Source organism: Iocasia fonsfrigidae, from assembly GCF_017751145.1.
GTDB classification, from domain to species: domain Bacteria; phylum Bacillota; class Halanaerobiia; order Halanaerobiales; family DTU029; genus Iocasia; species Iocasia fonsfrigidae.
On the sequence record NZ_CP046640.1, the window covers coordinates 1,382,802 to 1,406,610 of the forward strand.

The window sequence follows — 23,809 nt, forward strand, 5'->3', positions numbered from 1 at the left end:
TCCTAAAGGGTGCCGAATGACTGTAGAGACAGAAAATAATCATATTAAAAATATTTCTGGTTATTCATGTCCTATAGGAGAAAAATATGCCAGGGATGAGTTTGAAAATCCAGTTAGGATACTTCCTACTACAGTCAGGGTTATAAATGGGGTTTTACCACTAGTATCTGTTAAAACAGAAAAACCAATAGCAAAGGAGTTGCTGCTGGATGCTATGCGAGAGATTGCTAAAATAGAAGTTGAGGCACCGGTATACTTAGGTCAGGTAGTTAAAGAGAATTTATTAGATACTGGGGTTGATTTGATAGCAACAAGAACTATCAGTTCTCAAAGAGGATAGGGGAGGAATTTTTAAATGTATCATTTAAAAAAATTTTTTAAACGCAACCCAGTAATTGCTGGTTTAAGGAAGGATCTAAGTCTTAAAATGATATTAAAGAGCTCTGTTATTGCTATCTTTCTACTTGATGGTAATATTTTTAGTCTACCTGATATAATGAAACAGGCCCGTAATAATGATAAATTGGTCTTTCTTCATATTGACCTGGTAGAGGGCATAGGGAGAGACAAAGTTGGGGTGAAATATTTAGCTAAAAATAATCTGTGTGATGGTATTGTGTCTACTAAAAGTAATCTTATTAGGGCTGCTAAAAAGGAAGGACTAATGGCTATACAGCGACTTTTCCTCCTCGACTCTGCTGCTTTAAAGGCCGGGGAGAATCTGCTAGGTAAAAATCAGCCTGATGCTGTAGAAATACTACCAGGTATAGCTGCCCCTTATTTTATTGATCATATTAAACATAAATTAAGCTGTCCAATAATTGCTGGTGGTTTAATTACTAAAAGAGAGGAGGTAGAACAGCTGATACAAAAAGGGGTTTTTGCTGTTTCAACAAGCAACCCCGGGTTATGGGATTGGTAAACCCTTAACTGACTCTCTTTCAATTAATTCAGTAGGTATTACAGATTTAGTCGCCTTTTTCTCTGGATTATCTATTCTGTCAAATAATTTTTTGGCTGCCTCCTGTCCCATACCTTCTTTATTGATATTGACAGTAGTTATACTGGGGGAGGTATAGGCAGTCACTTCGATATTATCAAAACCAACAAGAGATATTTCCTCTGGTATCTTATGTCCATATTTTTTGAAGGTTTGTAATAACCCCAGGGCAATTGCATCATTGGCGGCAAAGATAGCAGAGGGGAGTTCTGCTTTTAGAAATTCTTTAGCCAGTTTAACCCCCATTTTTTGATTGAAATTCTTATGTATTTTAATTATATCATTATTAATAGGTATATTATTATCCATTAATTCCATCTTATAAGCCTTAAATCTTTCCTGAAAACTTGGATGTGTCAGTGGTCCACCGGCATAGCCAAGTTTTTTATGTCCTTTTTTAATCAGATATCTTACTGCCTCCATAGTACCATTATAATTATCAGAGACGATACAATCCAGTAAGGGAGATTTCAGATAATTGTCTACCAGTACTGTTGGGAATTTCAATTTTTCTATAGCCCTAATCAACTCATAATTAATGTCAGCCCCGGCCAGTATAAGGCCGTCAACTTTATTTTGACTGATAATTGGAGGGATCTCTTTTTTATTCAGGTCAGCTAATTTAATGGTAGAAAAAAGTAGGTTATAATCATAATTTTCAACTTCAATTTCTACACCAGCGATAACTCTGGTATAAAAAGGGTTATTAAAGATCGGAATGTGTCTTCTGGTCATAATAAAGGCAATGTTATGACTTTTTAGATGGGCCTGACTGTGAAAAGAGAAATAATCAAGTTCTTTGGCTATATTGATAATTCTTTGTCTGGTTGCCTGGCTTACTCCGGGTTTATTATTGAGTGACTTGGATACAGTAGAAATTGATACAGCTGCTTTTTCTGCAATATCTTTAATTGTTACCCCCATGTTATCCATCCTTTGTAATAAAATTGGTCTTCTATTTCATATATTATACCATATTTCTTTATTAAATAAAAAATAGTATCGTTTAAATTATTTGAAAAAAAGAAAAAACAATGATATAATAAAGAAAATATTTTCTTAAATTATAGAAAGCTATCTTTGGTCCAATGATATCATCTTATGACTATGAGGAATATGCAGGTGAGGCTTATCTTCCCCCTTCAGGAGAGCATTTCTTTGGAACAAATATTATGGGGAAAGATGTGTTTACCCGGACTGTTTATGGGCTCCGTTCAACACTAATGGTTGGTTTTGTAGCTGGTACAATGGCTACCTTGATAGGTTGTATCATAGGTTTTCTCGCTGGTTATTACGGTGGGCGACTATTTGATGAGTTTTTGATGATGTTTACTAATATTTTTATTGTTATTCCGCAACTGGCCTTATTAATTGTAATCTCTGCATTTTTGGAGGTAAGGGGCACACTGGTAATGTCTGTTATTGTTGCAGCAACAGCCTGGCCCTGGCTGGCAAGGGCTGTCAGGTCACAGACCCTGTCACTTAGAAATCAGGAATATGTTAATCTATCCAGGATTTCTTCCCTGAAAGTCTCCAAAATTCTAAGGGAAGATATTGCTTCTAATATGTTTTCATATGTATTTATGGCTTATATCCAGCAATTTAATGGGACTATGCTGGCTGGCAACAGTCCAACTAAGGGGGTTTCACTCGGTCTTGTCATGCAAAAGGAGACAAATGGGATTCAGAAAAAATACAAATGCCCTGGTCTGATTATAAGAAGTTATTTGATGAGTTATTAGCAGGTATTGTAGCTAAACATGACCCAGGGACTGATTACTGGCCGGGTAGTCCTCATAGTCCTATAGGGGATAGAAATAATTTTTATAATTCCTGTTGTGGAGATGCCCATGTCTGGGATATCTGGCATGGCAAGAAACCCTTTGAATGGTATAGAAATTGTGAGCATCGTTTTAATAGTGAATTTGGATTTCAGTCATTCCCTGAACCAAAAACAGTGTATAATTATACCCTGGCTAAAGACAGGAATATTTCTAGTTATATTATGGAAGAACACCAGAGGAGTGGTATTGGTAATACAACCATCATCCAGTACATGCTGGACTGGTTTAGACTGCCGACTTCTTTTGATAACCAGCTCTGGCTTAGTCAGATCTTACAGGGTCTGGGAGTAAAGTATGCAGTTGAGCATTGGAGAAGGGGTATGCCCTGGGGTATGGGAACACTTTACTGGCAGTTAAATGATAACTGGCCGGGGGCCAGCTGGTCTTCGATAGATTATTATGGTCGGTGGAAGGCATTACATTATATGGCTTAATTTAGAAATTATTAAATAAGAATAAGGAGAGTGTTTAACAATGATAGATAAGTTCAAGATAATCGGGGATCCTTTACCTAATATTCCCTGGGAAGATAAACCGAATAATTGTAAAGAGATAGTCTGGCGTTCAAAAAAGAACCCTATTATCTACCGTAATGCCATTCCCAACTCTAACAGTATTTTCAATAGTGCAGTTATTCCCTTTAAAAATGGATTTGCTGGTGTATTTAGGGTTGATGATAAATCTCGTAATATGAATCTTCATGTTGGTAAGAGCAAGGATGGTATTAACTGGGAGATTGAGGCAGAACCTATTAAGTTTAATTGTGATGATGAAGAAATGGCTAATTCATCTTATAAATATGACCCGCGTTTATTGAAACTCGGTGATAGATATTACGTGAGCTGGTGTAATGATTATCACGGGCCAACAATTGGTTTAGGCTATACAAGAGATTTTAATGAATTTTATCAGTTGGAAAATGTCTTTTTACCCTTTAATAGAAATGGGGTGCTTTTCCCACGTAAAATAGATGGCAAATATCTGATGTTGAGTAGGCCGAGTGATAATGGTCACACCCCTTTTGGAGATATTTTTTTGAGTCAGAGTCCTGACTTGATTCACTGGGGAGAACACCGTTATATAATGGGTACTACAGATGGGTGGCAGAGTACTAAGATTGGGGCTGGACCGGTGCCAGTAGAGACTAGTGAAGGTTGGCTATTAATCTATCATGGGGTTCTGACTTCTTGTAATGGTTATGTCTATAGTATGGGGGCTGCTATCTTGGATCTTGAAGAACCTTGGAAGGTAAAATATAGAACCAAACCTTATCTTCTTTCCCCTCAAAAGGATTATGAATGTGTAGGAGATGTACCAAATGTTGTTTTCCCGTGTGCCAGTCTTTATGACCCGGCTACAGCCAGGATGGCAATTTATTATGGTGGGGCAGATACTGTTGTTGCCCTGGCTTATACTAAGATAGATGAATTGATTGATTTTATTAAAGAAAATAGCCTTAAGGAGGTTCTAAATGTCAATTAAGTTTAATCAGGAGAGAAACACCTTTCATCTTTAAGCTAAGGATACAAGTTATGTGATGGAGATTGTTAGTACTGGACATTTGTTGCATCTTTACTGGGGTAAAAAAATTAATACTGAGCTTGATTTAAGGTCTTTATTACCTGCGGGATTACGTAAAGGACATTTAAAATCAGAAAAGGCAAATAATTTTTCTTTAGATAATATTCCCCAAGAATATCCTGCCTATGGTCACACTGATTTTCGGCAACCAGCTTATCAAATTAAATTAGAAGGGCTCTACAGTTAGTAATTTATTTTGATTTTGATGAAGAGAAATTATTTGAGATTGCTAAAGAAGGTAAAAAACTGGGTCTGGAGTTATTTGTGTTGGATGATGGTTGGTTTGGTAAGCGTAATGATGATACTAGTTCTCTGGGAGATTGGTTTGTAGATAGATCAAAATTACCTAATGGTCTGGATTCACTTGTTAAAAAAATAAATGGGCTGGGACTTAGATTTGGACTCTGGTTTGAACCAGAGATGGTCTCTCCGGAGAGTAAACTTTATAAGAAACATCCAGACTGGTGTATTCATGTTAAGGGGAGAAACCGTTCTCAGGCCAGAAGTCAGTTAATTCTTGATGTCCATTTGAGGGGAATAATGATACAGCCTGGATGGTAGTTTCTAAAAATAGAGAAGAAGCACTTGCGGCTTTTTATAAAGTCCTGGCTGAGCCTAACCCCTCTTATAGGAGGCTAAAATTAAAAGGACTTAAAGAAGATGGGATTTATAGGCTTAAGAATAGCAAAAAACTCTATGGTGGAGATGAGCTAATGTATGCTGGTTTAAATCTTCCACATGGATTTAATGGTGTGCAAGAAGATGGAACTATTTTTAAAGGTGACTTTCAATCTATACTCTGGCATTTTGAGCTTGTAAATAGATAATCTTGAAATTGTTGAATTTGAAGATAAATATTAGTTTTAGGGTATTAAGATAATTCAATCAAGAGGGGTTTTAAGTGGATACAAATAAATTATTGGAGTTCAAGAAATCAGTTGAAAAAGAAAAAGATAATCTGTTCAACTTTTGGATAGAAAATGCTGTTGATGAGGAAAATGATGGTTTTTATGGTGAGATAGCTAATGAAGGTAAGGTTAATTATACTGCTGATAAATCACTAATTTTAAATACCCGTATTCTCTGGAGTTTTAGTAATGCCTACCGAGAAGATAAAAAAGAAGAGTATTTGGCGATGGCCAAGAGGGTTGCTAGCTATTCACTAAATAATTTCTGGGACCAGGAATATGGTGGGTTTTACTGGCTGTTGGATTATCAGGGAAAAGTGGCAACAATATCATGACCGTAGGATACAATGTCCGGGTTGATTAATGAACAGGGAAGGCCTTCTGATGAAGCCAAGGTTAATCCCTGGAAGTCTCCTTATCATAATAGTAGGGCCTGTTATGAGATAATCAATCGTCTTACTACAATTATGTTATAATACTATTTTTATAAAACATGGCTATAAAAGAAAGAGGGGGATTATTAAAATTAAATCAAAAAAGGAGATACTTATTTATCTTGAATTTGGTCATGAGGATCTACCTCGCTTGTCCGATTATCACTTTATTTTTTTTCTGAACTTTAAATATTAATTATCTAGGAAAGTATGATTGAGGGTTTACTCCAGCAGATAGTCCAATTAGCCGGTCTTTCTTTTGAGAAATTCCGGGTAGTCTTTTATCTTATTGTCAACCTAAAAAAAAATTAAGTTGACAATAAGAAGAAGAGGAGTTATAATATATACTAATTTAACTGTTATATATTACCTAAAGTTAATGATTTAAAATTTAGAATCCATATGAGGTGAATAAGATGAGTAAAGGAATATTTATTATTGGAACTGATACTGATGTTGGTAAGTCTGTAATTACAGCTGGTTTAGTATATTTATTAAGAAATAATGGTTATAATGCCTGTAGTTTTAAAGCAGTACAAAGTGGTGGAGTAAAAAAAGATGGGAAATTAATTGCTGAAGATGTTGAGTTAGTAAAACAACTTTGCAATTTAACTGAAAAACAAGAAAATATGGTCCCTTATTGTTTTGAACCTGCAGTATCTCCCCATCTGGCGGCACGTTTAACCGGAGTTGAGATTAAAAAGGAAAAAATAATAGAGGCTTATAATAATTTAGCACAAAGGTATGAATACATAATTGCTGAAGGAAGTGGTGGTTTAATAGTACCTTTAATTAAAAATGATTATTTTATATATGACCTGGTCAAAGATTTAAATTTACCGATAGTTATTGTAAGTAGGGCAGGTGTTGGAACTATAAATCATACTATTTTAACTGTTGAGTATTGTTATAAGTTGGGACTTGAAATAAAAGGAATACTTTTAAATAGATATACAGGGAAGGAATATGAAAAAGATAATATCAGAACTATAGAAAATTTAAGCGGACAAAAAGTGCTAAGTATAGCTGATATAAAGGATATAAATCATAATTATGATAAGTTAAAAGATGAGTTTGAAAGCAAGTTTGATATTAAAAATGTAATAAATATGTTTGAAAACTAAAAGATTCTGTTCGAAAAATATCAGTATATATCGCTGAGGATTATATTTTTTCGAACACAGACTAAAATTCAATTATATTAGGGAGTGTTAAGAATGAATAATTTACAAAAAAAGGACTTGAAATATATATGGCATCCTTGTTCACAGATGAAGGATTATGAAGAATTGCCACCAATTGTTATTGAAAAGGGGGAAGGGGTATTCCTATATGATACAGAAGGACATAGCTATCTGGATGCTATTTCCTCCTGGTGGGCTAGTCTGTTAGGGCATAATCATAAGCGTATCAAAGGGGCAATAAATGAACAGATAAACAAATTGGAACACATAATGTTGGCCAATTTTTCCCATGAACCAGCAATTGAACTTGCCGAAAAAATAGTTGCTAAAACCCCTGACCGATTAGAAAAAGTCTTTTTTGCTAGTGATGGAGCATCATCTGTAGAAGTTGCTTTAAAATTAAGTTTTCAATATTTTCAAGAAGTCGGCAAACCTCAAAAAACTAAGTTTGCCTCCCTTTCAAATTCATACCATGGTGATACTTTAGGGGCTCTGGCAGTTTCTGATTTAGGAATATATAGGGATGTTTTTAATCCTATATTATGTGACACTATTCAAATAGAAGGACCAGATTGTTATCGTTGTCAATTTGGGTTAAATAGGGAAAATTGCCAGGCAGAGTGTTTTAAAAAACTGGAAGAAACATTTGACGAATATCACGAGAAACTCGCTTCTATTATAGTAGAACCGATTGTACAGGGAGCAGGAGGAATGATGATCTATTCACCAGTCTATTTAAAAAAATTAAGACAATTATGTGATAAATATGATGTTTTATTGATTGATGATGAAATAGCTATGGGAATGGGCAGGACTGGAAAATTATTTGCCTGTGAACATGCCGGCATTTCGCCTGATATAATGACCATTTCCAAAGGAATTACGGCTGGTACTTTACCGCTTTCCTTAACTGTTATCTCTGACAAAATATATGATGCTTTTTATGATGATTATACAAAGGGCAGGTCATTTCTACATAGTCATACTTATAGTGGAAATCCGGTGGCCTGTGCAGTAGCCTGTGAAACATTAGATATATTTGAAGAAGAAAATATACTTGAAAAAAATAAAGAGAAGTCAGAGATACTTAAAGCTAAGATAGAAGAATATTTATTGGACCTACCTCAGGTTGGTGATTTTAGACATATCGGTATCTTAGGGGCTGTAGAATTAGTTAAAGACACAAAAAGGAAAGAACCGTTCAATTGGAAAGATAGAGTAGGTTTTGAAATTTATAAAAATGCTTTAAGAAATGGTCTTATTTTGCGTCCACTAGGTGATATTATTTATTTTATGCCTGCTTTTATTATCAATGAAGAAGAGATAGAGTTTATGGTTAAAACCGCCAGAAAATCTATTAAAGAATATTTTGAATCATAAGCATTGCATAATCAGACTAAGTGGAGGGAAATAGATGAACAAAACAAGGGAATTAACATTAATTAGTTTGTTAGCAGTGATTATTACAATTTCGGGATCCTTTAGAATACCTGGACCATTACCGGGAACAGAATTTCAATTATCTGCACCTATAGCAGTAGCCATTACAGTGGTATTTGGATTTAGGAGATACATAATAGCGGGTATTATAGCCAGTGCTATTAGTTTAACACTTGGAATTCATACTATAATTAATGTAATTATAGCTATGACATTCAGGTTTGTAGCAGGAGGGATTATTTACTTTTTTAAACCTGGGTTTATACCTGTTATAATTGCTGGGCCACTAGGGTCTATAACTGCCAGAATTATGCTGTGCTTATTTTTTGGAAATCCCCTTTTGGCCATGTTAATAGCAGGATTACCAGGTATGCTATATACTGCTATAACAGCCTGGCCATTAAGTAAATTACTAGCAAAAATAAAATATTGCACACCCTGGAGGGAAACAAGATATGAAGGAAGATCTCTATAGTATTAAAATGAGGTCTACCAGGAATACAAAGCATATTTCTGGTGCAGAAAGAATAATTTTAGAAAAGGATATGGGGTTATCAGTTAAACAACTAATAACAAGGGCTTTAGGCCACAGTAAAGGGAAGTCGGATTTTATAAATATAAAGATACAAAACATAGTTAAGCAAGATATTGAATATATTAATCCTTTAGATATAAGAACTGTTATAACAAATGATTATTTTGAAGGAAGGGAATGTGCCCTTAAAGCACTAAAAAAAAATGGTTTATCAGCCGAAACATCTCACTTGGTGTTTAATATGTTAAAGGAATGTCGTACTATGCGAGGGGCAATTCTTTTCGAAATAAATTCCAGAGAAAGACTTGAAGCAGATAAGAAGAGGGGGGTACGAGTTACTAATATAGATTGGAGTTTTAATGTAAAGCAAGAGCTAGATAAAGCATTAGCAAGAGCAAATTTGAATAATAGCCATGTTAAAGAAGCAGTTGCACTGGCAAGTAAAGTTTGCAGTGCCCCGGGTATTATTGCCGAGTTATGTTGGTCTGATGATCCAGATTATACTGCTGGTTATGTTGCTTCTAAAGATTTAGGCTATATGAGAATTACTAAATTAAAGCCTTTTGGTAGTAATAATGGTGGCAGGGTGTTTTGTTTTGATTCTTCAAAGGCATCAATAGAAAAATGTATAGAATATTTACAGGAGAAAATAACTCTGGTTAATAGGGTTCCTGTGATAAATAATAATATTTGCTATAGCCAATTTTTTTCAGTATAAGTGGGTGATAAAACTAATGGATTTTATAGATGAACATTTAAATCATATAAAAGATAAGGGTCTATATCGGGATTTTAAATTTTTTACTAGCTCACAAAGCAAATATACTTCAATAGATAATAGAAGAGTATTATTAATGGCTTCTAATAATTATTTAGATTTATGTGCTGATGACAGGTTAAAGGAAGCAGCAGAAAAAGCAATCTATACATATGGAGTAGGCTCAGGTGGTTCAAGATTAATTACAGGGAGCTGTAAACTCCATGATCAGTTAGAAAAAAAGATAGCAGATTTCAAAGGTGCCGAGGCTGCAATTATTTTTAATACAGGGTATATGGCTAATATAGGTACAATAACAGCGATTTCTGATCAGGAATGGATTATATTTAGTGATGAATTAAATCATGCCAGTATTATAGATGGATGTAGATTAAGTGGTGCTAAGGTTGTTATCTATAAACACTGTAACCTGGATCACTTGCAGGAAAAAATAAAGATTCATCAAGGTAAGAAGAGATTAATTGTGACAGATGGGGTCTTTAGTATGGATGGAGATATAGCTCCACTGGATAAAATAGTGGAATTAGCTAAAGAAAATAAGATTTTAACAATGGTTGATGATGCTCATGGTACAGGTGTTCTGGGAGACAATGGTGCAGGTTCGGTAGAACATTTTAACTTAAAAGGAGATATTGATATACAGGTAGGAACTTTTAGCAAAGCCCTTGCCAGTGAGGGTGGTTTTGTGGTCGGAAGTAAAAGCTTAATAGAATATTTACGACATAAGGCCAGGAGTTTTATCTATTCAACAGCATTATCTCCAGTTACTATTGCAGTTTCTTTGCGTTCTTTAGATATTGTGAAAAATGAGAGAGAGCCAAGGGTCAAGCTCCTTGAAAACTCAAAATGGTTTCAGGCAAAGTTAAGGAAGCTTGGCTTTAATGTCTTAGAAAGCAAAACAGCAATTATTGCCTTAATAATAGGTAATGCAGCAAAGGCTAGAAAATTAAGTGAAAAATTATTTGAAGAAGGCATTTTTATTACAGCAATTAGACCCCCAACTGTACCTGATAATACTAGTCGCTTAAGAATTACACTGATGTCTACCCATAATAGAAAAGATTTGAAATTTGCTTTAGAAAGATTAAAAAAAGCAGGAATGGAATTAGATGTTATTTAGTATTAAGTATTAAGTATTTAGCCAAAAACAATTTATGTGATGGTATTGTGTCTACTAAGAGTAATATTATCAGGGCTGCTTAAAACATTATAAACTATATGACTTTTTTAAAATGAATTAATATAATTAATATGGCTGCATAAGATTAAATAAAGTGTTTTTTTAAATCTGGATAGTTTAAAAAAGAAGGCTCACAATGTAAGAGGAGGTGGGTATTTTTTAGATAGAATAGTATTGTAATTAACAAATGAAGAAATGCATGCTTTACGATATAAAATGATGATGAGTTTATTCAGATTTTTATAGTTTTTAATAATATATATACAAGCATATCAATAAAATCATATTATATAATATATTATTATATAGCTTATTTTATGGTAAATTTATTTTTAATAGTTGCCCGATTAAATTGAAATGAGGGGTCTAAAATGGTGATAAATAGTAATCATTTTCATAATCATAAAGAAGTTGCTGATAAAATTAGGTCTGCTCTTGCTAACCATAAGGGGTTATCACTTGTCCGTATTGGTAATGGAGAGGCAATTGCTATTGGCCATGATTTATTTAATATATATTCATCAAGAAAGTATGCTGAATGGCTAGAATATGCGGGTATTAGATTGCCAGATGAAATTGTCCGCGATATGGTTTTAAAGGCTATAGCAGAGGCTGATATTGTTGGGTTTAGACCAGATGCAACAAAAGAAGAGGCTCAGCTAGAGAAGGTACTGGAATTATTTAATATTAAAACACCTTATATATGTACTGCAGTAATCAATTGGGAGTTATATAAAAATGAATTACTGGTAGATTTATTTAGAGATAAACGAGTCTTTCTGGTAGGAAGAGTAGCAAAAGAAGCTGCTAAAATTATGAAAAAGCAGGGATTTAATATCACTGATACCCTAGAACTGGAGGGATTTTATGATCTTAACCGGGTTTTCTATTATGCCAAAAATAAAGTTGACCTATATGATGTAGCGCTGATTTCTGCTGGAATTCCAGCAGTTGTTTTAAGTTACTGGATTGCTGATCGACTGAAAAAAGTAGCTATTGATTTTGGCCATGTTATGAATTATATAGTAGATAATAATTTTGGGCCTGACCAATTAGCTGTTGCAGAAAGGAAATGGAAAAATAATAAAAAAATTATTCCATTATATTTTTCTAATATTTTACTAATAAAGATGGAAAATAGTTCCAGGATATATCTATATCTCCATGGGTTTAAACATGCCATCCTAAATATTCCAGTTATGGAGAAATATAACCTGAATTTTATGGAACCACTTATTTTAGATGAAAATATGATTAAAAGGATACCGGATGGGCCAGAAATAAAGTAAAACAAATATTGGATAGCTATGATCCTGAATTGTTAAATTATTAGCTAGGAGAGGTATTAAAAATGATATGTTAGCAGATGATTTTAAGGCGATATATTAACATCAATTATTATAACTAATAATTGAAGGAGGGTTTTTATTGAATAAATTTGTTTTTTTATTATGTCCTCCATTATCTGGCTCGACAATGATTAAAGAATTATTTGAATCTAGTGAAGCTGTTTCTACTTTTTATGGTGAAGGGCAATTTTTTGCTGAAGCACATAATATTATCGGCCGTGGGGTGCCCAGGTGGGACCCAAATTTAAAGGTTAATTGGGAATTATTAAAACAGATTTTTTTCAAGTATTGGAATTTAGAAAAACCGGTATTATTTGAAAAGAGTCCTCCTCATTTATTAAGGGCCTTAGAAATAGAAAAGGTATTTACACCGGCTTATTTTATTATTAGTATTAGAAATCCTTACGCTCAAATTGAAGGTTTATGGAGAAGAAAATGGATGCCGTCACCTACTGCGGCTGCAGAATTATGGGTATTATGTGCCAGATACCAAATTAAAAATTTGAATACTTTAAAAAGCAAAATATTTTTTCGTTATGAAGACTTTACTGATAATATTGATCTATTTTTAGAAAAAATAAAAGAATTTATTCCTGAAGTTGGTGTTTTGAATAAGAATAAAGCCTTTCACGCCCATAACATTACTGGAAAGCCTCTTCATGGTATAGTAAATCTTAATGATCGGAAATTTAAGTTATTAAAACCAGAGGTTATAAAAGAAGTTAATGAAGTTTTTAAATTAAATGAAGATCTGTTAAAGTATTTTAATTATAATCTAATAGAAGTAGAAAAGTAATATAAATATGATTAGAAAAAGGGTCCTCATAAGTTGAGGCCCTTTATCAATAATATGCTATTTGGTTTAAATTAGCTTAAGGGTTAACTAGTTTTAACAATAAAAGTTAGGGTCCCCAGGCAGGTACAGGAAAATCAATTTGGTTATCAGTGATTTTGGGCAAGGCTGGGTGAGAACAAATGCAAATTATGATGTTAGGCTTTGGAGGTTTATTATTTTTATCATAAATTATCCCAGTTAAATCTTGATAAAACAATTCTGCATTTTGACCTGAAAAATTTTCTTCACGAATATCAGATAAAACATGATGAGGGTTTCTATTTTTGGGTTCATTGTAGGGTACAGCCAACATAAGTCTTTTTAACCATTTGGACGTAAATCCTAATTCTAATCCATTTGGTATATGCTCTAATACCTGGCTTGATACCACGTAATCATATGAGGGTATGATTGGAATATACTGGCGTAAATCGAGACATTTATAAGATATATTATCACCGGAGTAAACATCTTTTGCATATTTTATTGCTTCCTGGCAGCTATCTACCCCCATTATGGTTGAGTTTTTTATTTTAGATAATGTTTCACAACCGTGACCAACACCACAACCCAGATCAATTATGTCTATTGAATTATTTTTCATATTACTGGATTTCATATATACTAAATCATTATCAATTATCCTTTTAAAGAAAATGTACGAACTCCTGTGTCTAATATCTTCGTTAACATCATGGCTTATACCGAAAATGAGCCGTTCACCATTATTATAAATAATTTTTTCTGTCGGTGTGAGAGGTCGCCGCAAATTAAAATCATCTCCTTATTAAAGTTTTCCCCATTCTATATTTTCATTTCTGACTTTTTTCCCTTTTCTTGTCAAGTATAAATTTTGGTTAAATAACCAGGCTTCATTACCTACTTTAGGAGTAGCATGTCTGGGATGAAATAGGTGGATAGTTTTGGCATCAGTCTGCTGATAACTACAGCCATTTAACTGCAGCCTTTCTACAAAGTCATTATCATCATAGGCAATACCCGTAAAGTCTTCATCATAACCACCGATAGCGAAATATTGTTCCCTGCTAATAGACATTAGAAATGGTAAGCGGACATTTAACTCCGGGTAATTATTTAGGAAATTAATATCAAAATTACCATTATTATTATTAATATGGTTTAAAAAAGAACCATCCATATCATCCCAGCCTTTTGGTATACCGATTAATTTAGAGTTATCCAGGAGGGGAGGAATTAGTTTTTCTACAGCATTATTTAGATGAAACATTTCGGCACAGGAGATAATTAATATTTTTCCAGAAGACTGTTTAACAGCTATATTTATGGCAAACCCGGGAACTCTCCATTTTAAGTTTCCAACAAGGTTTCTCTGACCGGAGAAAATATATTTTAAATTAAGTTTGTCTTGATATTCTCTACATATATTTTCAGTTTCATCCTGCATAGCATCATTAATGACGATTGTTTCCAAATTAAAGGGTATATTCTGTCTTGCTATTGAAAATAACCCCCATTTTAGTAAGTGTGGTCTTTGAAAAGTGGTTATAATAATAGAAACCTGACAAATCATAATTTTACCTACCTCACTTTTAGGATATAAGAAGTAAGAGGTCAGATTACCTCCGACCTCTGAAATCCTACTTCTGAATCACACGAACCCACCTTTATATAAAATATCCCTGGTCTCTTCATATCCTAAAATTAGGTCATTAGAACTATATTCCTTCTGATTAATAAGCGGCATTTTTTCTTTATTATAATATTGGTTAATTTTGGGTATATTTAATTGGGGGAAAATAATAAAATATTCCTTATCATAGTTATAAGTATTTTCAACCTCATATTTAGAGATCAGGACTTCATGAATTTTTTCACCTGGTCTTTTACCAACAATTTTGATACTACTATTATTATCTCCAAGCTCATTTTTGATAACTTTTGCTATATTTAATATTTTAAAACCTGCCATTTTCATAACAAATGTTTCGCCACCGATACTACTTTCACTTGTTTTAAATAATAAACTGATAGCATCTTCTAAAGTTAAGAAAAATCTGGTCATATGGGGGTCTGTTATGGTAATTACACCACTGGTTTTTACCTGGTTTATAAAGTATGGAATTACACTACCATTTGTACCAAGAATATTTCCAGCCCTGATACAAATAAACCTGGTATCTGAAGAGAGTAAATTGGCGCGGATAATGAGTCTCTCTCCTAAAGATTTTGTCATTCCATAGACATTAATAGGCATTACGGCTTTATCTGTTGAAACATCAATTACTTTATAAACCTTATTTTTTATAGCTGCTTTAATTAGATTTTCTACCCCCATTATGTTTGTTGCTATTGCTTCAAATGGTTGTTTTTCACAAATGGGGACATGTTTTAAAGCAGCTAGATGAAAAATATAATCTATGTTTTTGGTGGCCTTTTTTAGAGCATTATAATCTCTTATATCTCCAATAATAAATTTAAGTTTAGAACTATTGAATTTGCGGGTCATTTCTACTTGAAGATATTCATTTCTTGAATATATAGTAATATTTGTGGGGTTTTTCTCTAATAACTGGCTGACTAGTTCATTACCCCAGGAACCAGTTCCACCGGTAATCAAAATATTTTTTCCTTCAAACATAGGCATCATCCTCAATATTATCTAAAAGTATTTTGTATATATTTTTTTATTTCTGATCATATATTCCTTTAATTGGACTATCATTTTTTCATAAGACGGGATAATTGCTATATAATCCCGCCGGGTATTAATTAAAGATTTATCACTTACAGGATCATCCTGTCTCTGGATAACTATATTTTTATTAAATACCTGTTTTATTATATTCAAAAGCCTATATTTTGTTATAGATTTGGCAGGAACTAAATGATATAAGCTAGTAACATTAGATTCAATCATATTATTAATAGAGATAGCTAGTTGTAAGGTAGTTAGCCCAGACCAGATTACCTGGGAAAAGCCCTTTATTTTCCCTGTTTGATTCATAAACCAGTGAAATAAACCACTACCATTTTCATTTAGTTCAGGTCCTATAATAGAAGTCCTAATTGTTAAATCTTTATTATTTTTAATTTCACCCAGGATTTTTGTTTGGGCATAAATACTTTTGCCATTCCTTCCTGCATTTTCTGTGTATTGACCTTCTTTTCCCGAAAAAACGCAGTCTGTACTTAAATGTATAATTTTATTTTTTTTATTTAAACAGTAGCTTTCTAGAAATTTAGGAAAATATGAGTTTAAAAAGATAGCATCAGCCGGGTTTTCTTTAGCCTGATTATTTAAAATACCAATACAATTAATAATAATATCCGGGGTTTGCTTATTAATTAACTCCTTCACCTTTCTTATATTTCTGACATCCATTAAAATAGAAGTGTTATCAAGTCTTCGAGTGTGACAGATATCTATAACTTCATATAAATGGGTTTCTTGAAGAATCCTTGTAATCATATGTCCAGCCATACCGTTTGCGCCAAAAATAATGATTTTCTTCAATTCTGTTCACCCCTATTTTTTAGATAGTAAAAAAGCGATAACTTTATCTGAAACATTTTTATCTATATATCCTTCAGGATAACTCCAATTACGATTAGAGTTATACATTAACTCTGCACATTTTATAATCCTTTCATAATTAATACCGGAAACAATATTACTGCCACATTCTACGGTTTCCGGTCTTTCGGTTGTATCTCTAACAGTTACAGTCGGTACCTTGAAGATACAACATTCTTCCTGGACAGTACCACTATCAGTAAGTACCAGTGCAGCGTTTTTTTCTAATTTTACAAAATCGAAAAAACCAAAGGGTTTACTATAAAAAATATCAGAATTTTGGATTAATAACTTAAATTTTTTTAGTTTATCTTTAGTTCTGGGATGAACACTGAAAATCATTCTAAAGTCTAACTGATTTTGTATTTTATTAATAGCCTTGATTATAATTTCTAGTCTATCTTTAATATCTACATTTTCAGAACGATGAATTGTAACTAAAATATAATTATTTTTTTCTAATTTTAGATCTTGCAAAATACTACTGTTTTTAATCTGATTTTTATAATAAGTTAATACCTCATAAATTGGATTTCCTGATAGAAATATTTTTTTCTTTTCAATACCAGTTAATAATAAATTTTCTCTACTTCCTGGTGTATAGGGGAGATTATAGGTAGCTATAGAGTCTATTACTTTTCTATTATTTTCTTCAGGAACTTTAGAGTCAAAACACCTATTCCCTGCTTCTAAATGAAAGACAGGTATTCCTGATTTTACAGCAGCAATGGCGGCCAGACCACTATTTGTATCACCTAAAATTAATACTTTATCTGGTCTTTCTATGTTAAGAATCTCTTCGATTTCACATAATATTCGGCCAAGCTGTTTACCAAAGGTTTTCTCTTTAATATTTAAATAATAATCAGGTTTTCTAATCTCTAATAGCTGAAAGAAAATATTATTCAAAGAAGTGGAATAGTTCTGCCCGGTATGTACAAGCAGATGTTCACATAATTTATCTAGTTTACTAATAATCAATGATAATCTAATTATTTCTGGTCTGGTGCCCAGAATAGTCATTACTTTCATGAATTCATATTCCCCCCTTATCTATTTGTTTTTTTAATAAGATTGTATGTATTATTGCAAGTTATGTGAATAAATTATGGTATGGATAATATATCATGTAATTAAAAAGCTGTTGACAAAATTAACTTTGTCAACAGCCTGAGTACAACACTGTCCGGGTTTGTTTTTATTATGAACTTATTTGAATGAAACCAACCAGGTGTTTAAAGGTAATTTTATAATGGAAAGATATAATTTAAGTAATTACCATTATTTAACATCAATAGAAACTACCCGTTCCCAGGGAATTAAAACCCTTGCATAAGGTCCATTTACTTGGGTAAAACCACCAGCATTATTATTACGGTTAGGGTTCCAGACACGGACATCGACCTGAGAAGGATCAGCAACATTAGCTGTTAATTCAATAGCTAGAGTTGTACCGCCAGCATCACCAGTATTGGTAAAGATAGTTGTTAACATGCCTCTTGCTAATTTCAGGAATCCATCTTCGTTATATTCTACTATTACTTCTTGATCCTGGTAATTAGCAGTTTCTAGAATTTCAGGAATAGTATTTAAAGTAGTACTAATAGTCATTTTGTTTCACCTCCTTTACTAGAGTGAAGATTTAGATTTACAGAGACAAAAGAAGATAATATTATCTATAAATAGGATATGCAAAAAAAATTTAAGTGTTAAGTATTTCTAGAGGATAGGATAAAATTGCATTATATTTTATCCAAATATTGGAGAAATCGGCAGTGAAGTATGATTTCCAGGAATATTGCACTGATTTATAATGGATTTCATATATTACTATAAAAGATAAATCTCAATGAAATAAGTAAGGAGGATATGTGTGAAGCTTTCTATTGGAATGATGGTAAAAAATGAATCAAAGTACCTGGAAGAATGTCTTAAAAGTTTAGAACCAATCAGGGCAGCAATTGATTCTGAACTGGTCATAGTAGATACAGGTTCAGAGGATAATACAGTAGAAATAGCAAAGAAATATACAGATAGAGTGTATTTTCATCAATGGAATAATAATTTTTCAGAGATACGCAATATAGTCATAGCTTATGCCTGGGGAAAATGGCTTTTTGTAATTGATGGGGATGAAGTTGTTGAGGACCCTGAACCAATTATTGATTTTTTCAAATCAGGTCAAGAAAAAAAATACTACTCAGTCTATTTAAAAATTAAAAATTATTCAAATCTGGAAGAAAACCAATTTACTTTATTTACAGCGCCGAGATTATTTCGCAATGATGGGGAGTTTCATTATGAAGGGGTAGTACATAACCAACCAGTTTTTAAAATACCTATCTGTATTACATTAAATACAACCATTAAGCATTATGGTTATCTGCTGACAAATATGGAAAATATTAAAAATAAATACAAGAGAACAAGCACAATTTTAAGGTTAGAGTTAGAAAAAGAGCCTGAAAACATTTATTACTGGTTTCAGCTATCAAAATGTTATGATATGTGTAAAGAGCATAGTAAAGCCTTTGAAACTATTAAAAAAGCCTATGATATTGCCAACAAAAAAAATATCAAACTGGATAATAAAATGTATGTTTATATTCAGCTGGCCAAAACTCAAGTATTAACTAATAAATATAGGGATGCTGAAAAGACTTGTCAAAAGGCTTTGCAGGTAAAAGACGGCTATGTAGATTTATATTATTATCTGGCCCTATCCCAGTTTAGGCTTGGTAAGAATGAAGAGTCTTTAGAAAATTTCCTTAAATATATTAATCTGGTCATCAATTTTGAGAAATCAGCTGGTTATCTTGACACTGCTATTGATAATGAAACCGTTAGTTTAATAAACGGAGTCTATAGCTATGTCATTGTGCTATGTGAAAGATTAAATAAATATACTGAAACATTGGAATTTATAGATAAAATTGAAACAGAGAAAGATATAGAAAAGGTACTGGATAAAATAATAAAAATATATTTAGAATTAGAAGAATATGACAAGTTAAAGAATTATTATGATACTAAAATAAAAAGCAGTGATCTTAGAGCTAAATTTTTAACATTTCTTGAAAAATATCAGTCTGAGAGTGGGGATTTTGAAAAATATGAATTGGCAAAAGCCTTTAGTAAAGAAATAATAAGTAAAAGTAAGATTGAAACTGAAGAAAAACAAAAATTAGTCTTTTTCGTTAAAAAAGGTTTGGATAATTTTTTGGATATAGTTATAAATGGTCTGTCTGTAGAGTATGAAACAAAGAAGATTATTGTTACTGAAGTCAATCAAATAGAGAAATGGATGGAATGGGCTGATATCTGTTGGTTTGAGTGGTGCGATGATTTGGCCATATATGGAAGTAAATTAGAGTTAGCTAAAAAGCTAAAGATTATTTGTAGACTGCATAGTTATGAAGCTTTTACTAATTATCCTGCTCAGGTAAATTGGGATTATATCAATAAATTAATTTTTGTGGCAGGGCATCTGCAAAAATTTGTTGTAGATAATTATAAAATTGATAAAGAAAAAACAATTGTGATACCAAATGGAATAGATGCTGGGGGATGGACTTTTAAGCAAAGGAAGCCGGGGTTTAACATAGCTTATGTTGGATATATTAATTATAAAAAAGGGCCAATGTTATTACTGCATACTTTCAAGGCTTTATATAACATGGATAGTAAATATAAACTTTATATAGCCGGTAAATTTCAAGATAATAGAGATGTATTATATTTTCAACAAATGATCAAAGAATTCGGATTAGAGAAAAATTTATTTTTTGATGGTTGGCAAGGCGATATAGATAAATGGCTGGAAGACAAGAATTGTATATTATGCACTAGCGTACTTGAATCACAAAATATGAGTGTGATGCAAGCTATGTCCAAGGGCATAAAACCTATTATACACAATTTTGTTGGTGCTAAGTCAATTTATGAAGAAAAATATATTTGGAATACTATTGATGAAGCTGTGGAAATGATTATGTCTGAGGAATATAATTCAAAAGAATACCGGAGATTTATTCAGAATAAGTATTCTATTGAAGTCCAACTTAATAAGATTAAAACTTTATTATGAGAAGTTGTGATTAAACCATTCCAACTTTTCCAACTAACCAAGTAATTACTAATTGCTAACCAATAAGGTTCGCCCGTTAGGGCGTAAGATCAAATACGGAGAGATATTATGAGCAATCAATTAAATTTTGCCATTATAGGTTGTGGGCGCATCTCTAAAAAGCATATTGAAGGTATCATCCATAATTACCAGGAAGCGTTGCTAACTGCTGTAAGTGATATTGTTCCAGATAAGATGCAGCAGGCAGTAAACTATTATAGTAATTATCTGAGAAAATCAGTTTTTGATATTACTAAAAATCAGCTAAAAAAATATCAAGATTATCAAGAGTTACTTAATGATGAAAGGGTAAAGGTGGTAACCATTGCTACTGAAAGTGGTTACCACCCTCAGCTTGCCATAGATGCTTTAAATGCTGGCAAACACGTAATTGTTGAAAAACCCATGGCCCTTTCAACAGGTGATGCCGATAGAATGATAGAACTTGCTGAAAAAAAGAAACTGAAATTGGCTGTCTGCCACCAAAACCGCTTTAACCCAACTATCCAGAAACTAAGAAGGGCTTTAGACAATGGCCGTTTTGGCTGTTTGCTCTATGGAGTAGCCAGTGTCCGCTGGAACCGAAATGATGACTATTATAAGATGGATGACTGGCATGGGACCTTGGCTCTTGATGGGGGTATTTTAATGAACCAGTGTATTCACAATATAGATTTATTGCAATGGATGTTAGGAGATGTAGCAAGAGTCTATGCAGAAACAGATACCTTCTTAAGGAAGATTGAAACAGAAGATGTAGGGTTAGCAGTAGTAAGGTTTAATAACGGCAGCATAGGATTAATAGAGGGGACAGTATGTATTTATCCTCGTAATCTGGAAGAAACCTTCAGTATCTTTGGTGAAAAAGGGACAGTAAGGGTATCCGGTATAGCCATGAACCAAATTATAGACTGGAAGTTTGCTGATATTGAACCAGTAGAAGAAGAAAAGATAAAAACAACTAATTATGAGGTAGAGACTATTTACGGCTATGGCCATAATTTATTATTTAAAGACTTCATAAGAGCAGTAAAGGAAGACCGTAAGCCTTTAGTTGATGGGGAGGAAGGAAAAAAGGCGGTGGAATTAATATTAGGGATTTATAAATCAGCCAGACTCAGACAACCTGTTCAATTCCCATTAGGCGCTTATTCTACTACAAGTGGAGTGAACCGTAATGAAAAAAATTAGTACTAATATTATTCAGGGCAAAAATGTAGTTATTGGCGAGTTCACCGTTATTAAAGATGGGGTAGAAATAGGCAAAAATGTTACCATTGGAAACAATATTGTGCTTTATGAAGGTACCAGAATAGGTGATAATGTTAGAATTGATGATAATACAGTGATTGGGAAACAGCCCATGCGGGCTGTAAACAGTGTCTTTCAGGACCAGGATAAAAAAGCCCCGCCTGTTATTGGGAATGGGGCTTTAATTGGTACAGGTGTTGTCATCTATGCAGGTTCAGTAATCGGAGCTGATGTTTTAATAGCAGATCTAGCAACAGTTAGAGAAAATGTTTCCATAGGAAACAATACAATTGTCGGTAGGAATGTTGCTGTTGAGAATTGCTGTAAGATTGGCGCAAATTGCAAACTGGAGACCAATGCTTACCTTACTGCTTATTCAGTCCTTGAAGATGATGTCTTTATTGCCCCTAGTCTGGTAACTACTAATGATAACTTTGTAGGGCGCAGCCGGGAAAGGTTTAAGTATCAGCAGGGAGTAACTGTCAAAAAAGGTGGTAGGATTGGGGCTAATGCCACTATCTTACCAGGGATAACTATTAATGAAGAAAGCCTGGTTGCAGCTGGAAGTGTTGTTACAGAGGATACTCCGGCTAGAAAGATAGTAATGGGGGTGCCGGCAAAAGTATATAGAGATGTACCTGCTGAGCAGTTATTAGAAAATCAATAGTTACGAAAGGAGTATTGATATTTGAAAATACCTTTATTAGACTTAAGAGGTCAGTATCAACAAATAAAAGGTGAGATCAAGGCTGCTGTTAATAGTGTTCTGGAAAGCGGTCAATATATACTGGGGGAACAGGTAGAGAAATTAGAAAAAGAGATAGCCAGTTATTGTGGTGTAGATTATGCTGTTGGAGTTGCTTCCGGGACTGATGCTTTACTGCTTTCTTTAAAGGCTCTGGAGATAAAACCTGGTGATGAAGTAATTTTACCTACTTTTACGTTTTTTGCTACAGCTGGTGTTATTTCCCATTTAGGGGCAATCCCTGCCTTTGTTGATATAGACCCAATCTCATATAATATTGCCCCTGAAAAAATTAAAGAAAAAATTACAGACCAAACCAGGGCAATTATACCCGTCCATCTTTTTGGACAGCCTGCTGAAATGGATAAAATTATGGAGACAGCAGCAGATTATAATTTAAAAGTGGTAGAAGATGCCTGCCAGGCAATTGGAGCGAAATATCAAGGGATTCAGGTAGGGAATTTTGGTAATGCTGCAGCATTAAGTTTTTTTCCTTCTAAAAATTTAGGAGCTTATGGCGATGGGGGCATGGTTTTAACAAATGATAAATTACTGGCAGAAAAGATTAAAAGATTACGATTACATGGAGGAGAACGAAAATATTACCATCAGGAAATAGGTTATAACAGCCGACTTGATGCCATTCAGGCTGCCATTTTAAGAGTTAAATTGGAGTACCTGACAGAATGGACTGATAATAGGCAGAGGGTGGCTGTCACTTATAACAGTGCATTTAAGGAAAATAAATTAGATGGAATGGTTTCATTACCTGCTAAAAAAATAAGGGATAGTACTCATGTCTTTCACCAGTATGTGATCAGGACAGGGGATCGAGATAGATTAAAATTATTTTTAGAAAAAAATGGGGTTTCTACTGGCATCTACTACCCCTTACCTTTACATTTACAGAAATGTTTTAAAGGATTAGGGTATCAGGAAGGGGAGTTACCTGTTGCTGAAAAGATCTGTAAACAGGTTCTGGCTTTACCCATAGACCCAGGGTTAAACGATGAAGAAATATCTTATATAGTTAAGTTGTTTGCAAGTAAAATGAGGTGAATAA

Annotated in this window: 27 protein-coding genes and 1 pseudogene; 21 read left to right on the forward strand and 7 right to left on the reverse strand. The window is 33.2% G+C overall.

Annotated features, from left to right (window positions below; all coding sequences use genetic code 11):
* The first annotated feature begins 16 nt into the window (after positions 1-16).
* Together GM661_RS06545 and GM661_RS06550 are read left to right on the forward strand one after the other, a co-directional pair.
* Complete coding sequence (locus GM661_RS06545; protein ID WP_230869294.1) at positions 17-340, forward strand: DUF1667 domain-containing protein; 324 nt, start codon at positions 17-19, stop codon at positions 338-340.
* 15 nt (positions 341-355) lie between these two features.
* Positions 356-922 (forward strand): glycerol-3-phosphate responsive antiterminator, encoded by a 567-nt coding sequence (locus GM661_RS06550; protein ID WP_125989432.1) that lies wholly within the window; start codon positions 356-358, stop codon positions 920-922.
* Here GM661_RS06550 and GM661_RS06555 read toward each other — a convergent pair.
* Positions 908-1,924 carry a LacI family DNA-binding transcriptional regulator gene (locus GM661_RS06555; RefSeq protein ID WP_230869295.1) on the reverse strand — a complete coding sequence of 339 codons (1,017 nt, stop codon included), beginning with the start codon at positions 1,922-1,924 and terminating at the stop codon, positions 908-910. The two genes, GM661_RS06550 and GM661_RS06555, sit on opposite strands and share 15 nt — an antisense overlap.
* A gap of 164 nt (positions 1,925-2,088) precedes the next feature.
* On the opposite strand from GM661_RS06555, the gene GM661_RS06560 reads away from it, so the two are divergent.
* The 15 genes and pseudogenes from GM661_RS06560 (at position 2,089) to GM661_RS06625 (ending at position 13,029) form a co-directional block, all read left to right on the forward strand.
* A complete protein-coding gene (locus GM661_RS06560) occupies positions 2,089-2,742 on the forward strand; it encodes an ABC transporter permease (RefSeq protein WP_230869296.1) in 654 nt (217 codons plus the stop codon).
* The gene (locus GM661_RS06565) at positions 2,700-3,278 is read left to right on the forward strand and encodes a hypothetical protein (protein ID WP_230869297.1); all 579 of its coding nucleotides are present in this window, start codon (positions 2,700-2,702) and stop codon (positions 3,276-3,278) included. Before GM661_RS06560 ends, GM661_RS06565 begins: the two co-directional genes overlap by 43 nt.
* Positions 3,279-3,321: 43 nt before the next feature.
* Positions 3,322-4,326 carry a glycoside hydrolase family 130 protein gene (locus tag GM661_RS06570; protein WP_407929648.1) on the forward strand — a complete coding sequence of 335 codons (1,005 nt, stop codon included), beginning with the start codon at positions 3,322-3,324 and terminating at the stop codon, positions 4,324-4,326.
* Positions 4,327-4,381: 55 nt separating this feature from the next.
* On the forward strand, positions 4,382-4,612 hold the full coding sequence (locus GM661_RS06575) for a glycoside hydrolase family 36 N-terminal domain-containing protein (protein WP_230869767.1): 231 nt from the start codon (positions 4,382-4,384) through the stop codon (positions 4,610-4,612).
* Positions 4,613-4,617: 5 nt separating this feature from the next.
* Positions 4,618-4,950, forward strand: a pseudogene (locus GM661_RS06580) (alpha-galactosidase); the annotation flags it as partial.
* 29 nt (positions 4,951-4,979) lie between these two features.
* Complete coding sequence (locus GM661_RS06585) at positions 4,980-5,252, forward strand: GH36 C-terminal domain-containing protein (RefSeq protein ID WP_230869299.1); 273 nt, start codon at positions 4,980-4,982, stop codon at positions 5,250-5,252.
* 74 nt (positions 5,253-5,326) lie between these two features.
* Positions 5,327-5,668 (forward strand): AGE family epimerase/isomerase, encoded by a 342-nt coding sequence (locus GM661_RS06590; protein ID WP_230869300.1) that lies wholly within the window; start codon positions 5,327-5,329, stop codon positions 5,666-5,668.
* Positions 5,669-5,680: 12 nt separating this feature from the next.
* On the forward strand, positions 5,681-5,809 hold the full coding sequence (locus tag GM661_RS18910; protein WP_269059910.1) for a hypothetical protein: 129 nt from the start codon (positions 5,681-5,683) through the stop codon (positions 5,807-5,809).
* Between the two features lie 374 nt (positions 5,810-6,183).
* A complete protein-coding gene (gene bioD / locus GM661_RS06595; RefSeq protein WP_230869301.1) occupies positions 6,184-6,891 on the forward strand; it encodes a dethiobiotin synthase in 708 nt (235 codons plus the stop codon).
* A gap of 93 nt (positions 6,892-6,984) precedes the next feature.
* Complete coding sequence (bioA, locus tag GM661_RS06600) at positions 6,985-8,331, forward strand: adenosylmethionine--8-amino-7-oxononanoate transaminase (RefSeq protein WP_230869302.1); 1,347 nt, start codon at positions 6,985-6,987, stop codon at positions 8,329-8,331.
* A 34-nt stretch (positions 8,332-8,365) separates the two neighbouring features.
* A complete protein-coding gene (locus GM661_RS06605; protein ID WP_230869303.1) occupies positions 8,366-8,866 on the forward strand; it encodes a hypothetical protein in 501 nt (166 codons plus the stop codon).
* Positions 8,847-9,644, forward strand: a complete 798-nt coding sequence (locus tag GM661_RS06610; RefSeq protein WP_230869304.1) for a 6-carboxyhexanoate--CoA ligase — start codon at positions 8,847-8,849, stop codon at positions 9,642-9,644. Before GM661_RS06605 ends, GM661_RS06610 begins: the two co-directional genes overlap by 20 nt.
* A 16-nt stretch (positions 9,645-9,660) precedes the next feature.
* On the forward strand, positions 9,661-10,824 hold the full coding sequence (gene bioF / locus GM661_RS06615; protein ID WP_230869305.1) for an 8-amino-7-oxononanoate synthase: 1,164 nt from the start codon (positions 9,661-9,663) through the stop codon (positions 10,822-10,824).
* Positions 10,825-11,255: 431 nt separating this feature from the next.
* Positions 11,256-12,173, forward strand: a complete 918-nt coding sequence (locus tag GM661_RS06620) for a GT-D fold domain-containing protein (RefSeq protein ID WP_230869306.1) — start codon at positions 11,256-11,258, stop codon at positions 12,171-12,173.
* A 139-nt stretch (positions 12,174-12,312) separates the two neighbouring features.
* Positions 12,313-13,029: a sulfotransferase gene (locus GM661_RS06625; protein ID WP_230869307.1), complete on the forward strand. Its 717-nt coding sequence runs from the start codon at positions 12,313-12,315 to the stop codon at positions 13,027-13,029.
* Positions 13,030-13,135: 106 nt separating this feature from the next.
* Here the strand turns inward: GM661_RS06625 and GM661_RS06630 are convergent, their stop codons facing one another.
* The 6 genes from GM661_RS06630 to GM661_RS06655 form a co-directional block, all read right to left on the reverse strand.
* Complete coding sequence (locus tag GM661_RS06630; protein WP_230869308.1) at positions 13,136-13,837, reverse strand: class I SAM-dependent methyltransferase; 702 nt, start codon at positions 13,835-13,837, stop codon at positions 13,136-13,138.
* An 18-nt stretch (positions 13,838-13,855) separates the two neighbouring features.
* The gene (locus GM661_RS06635) at positions 13,856-14,620 is read right to left on the reverse strand and encodes a glycosyltransferase family 2 protein (RefSeq protein WP_230869309.1); all 765 of its coding nucleotides are present in this window, start codon (positions 14,618-14,620) and stop codon (positions 13,856-13,858) included.
* 78 nt (positions 14,621-14,698) lie between these two features.
* The gene (locus GM661_RS06640; protein WP_230869310.1) at positions 14,699-15,688 is read right to left on the reverse strand and encodes a polysaccharide biosynthesis protein; all 990 of its coding nucleotides are present in this window, start codon (positions 15,686-15,688) and stop codon (positions 14,699-14,701) included.
* Between the two features lie 21 nt (positions 15,689-15,709).
* A complete protein-coding gene (locus GM661_RS06645; protein WP_230869311.1) occupies positions 15,710-16,564 on the reverse strand; it encodes a sugar nucleotide-binding protein in 855 nt (284 codons plus the stop codon).
* A gap of 12 nt (positions 16,565-16,576) precedes the next feature.
* Positions 16,577-17,656 carry a non-hydrolyzing UDP-N-acetylglucosamine 2-epimerase gene (wecB, locus tag GM661_RS06650; protein ID WP_230869312.1) on the reverse strand — a complete coding sequence of 360 codons (1,080 nt, stop codon included), beginning with the start codon at positions 17,654-17,656 and terminating at the stop codon, positions 16,577-16,579.
* Positions 17,657-17,905: 249 nt separating this feature from the next.
* Positions 17,906-18,235 carry a hypothetical protein gene (locus tag GM661_RS06655; protein ID WP_230869313.1) on the reverse strand — a complete coding sequence of 110 codons (330 nt, stop codon included), beginning with the start codon at positions 18,233-18,235 and terminating at the stop codon, positions 17,906-17,908.
* 262 nt (positions 18,236-18,497) lie between these two features.
* On the opposite strand from GM661_RS06655, the gene GM661_RS06660 reads away from it, so the two are divergent.
* The 4 genes from GM661_RS06660 (at position 18,498) to GM661_RS06675 (ending at position 23,805) form a co-directional block, all read left to right on the forward strand.
* Complete coding sequence (locus GM661_RS06660) at positions 18,498-20,711, forward strand: glycosyltransferase (RefSeq protein ID WP_230869314.1); 2,214 nt, start codon at positions 18,498-18,500, stop codon at positions 20,709-20,711.
* 108 nt (positions 20,712-20,819) lie between these two features.
* Entirely contained in the window at positions 20,820-21,941 is a 1,122-nt protein-coding gene (locus tag GM661_RS06665; RefSeq protein ID WP_230869315.1) for a Gfo/Idh/MocA family protein, read from the forward strand.
* Positions 21,928-22,668, forward strand: coding sequence for an acyltransferase (locus GM661_RS06670; protein WP_230869316.1), 741 nt, complete (start codon positions 21,928-21,930; stop codon positions 22,666-22,668). The genes GM661_RS06665 and GM661_RS06670 overlap by 14 nt, the downstream gene beginning before the upstream one ends.
* A gap of 21 nt (positions 22,669-22,689) precedes the next feature.
* On the forward strand, positions 22,690-23,805 hold the full coding sequence (locus GM661_RS06675) for a DegT/DnrJ/EryC1/StrS family aminotransferase (protein ID WP_230869317.1): 1,116 nt from the start codon (positions 22,690-22,692) through the stop codon (positions 23,803-23,805).
* The last annotated feature ends 4 nt before the right edge of the window (positions 23,806-23,809 follow it).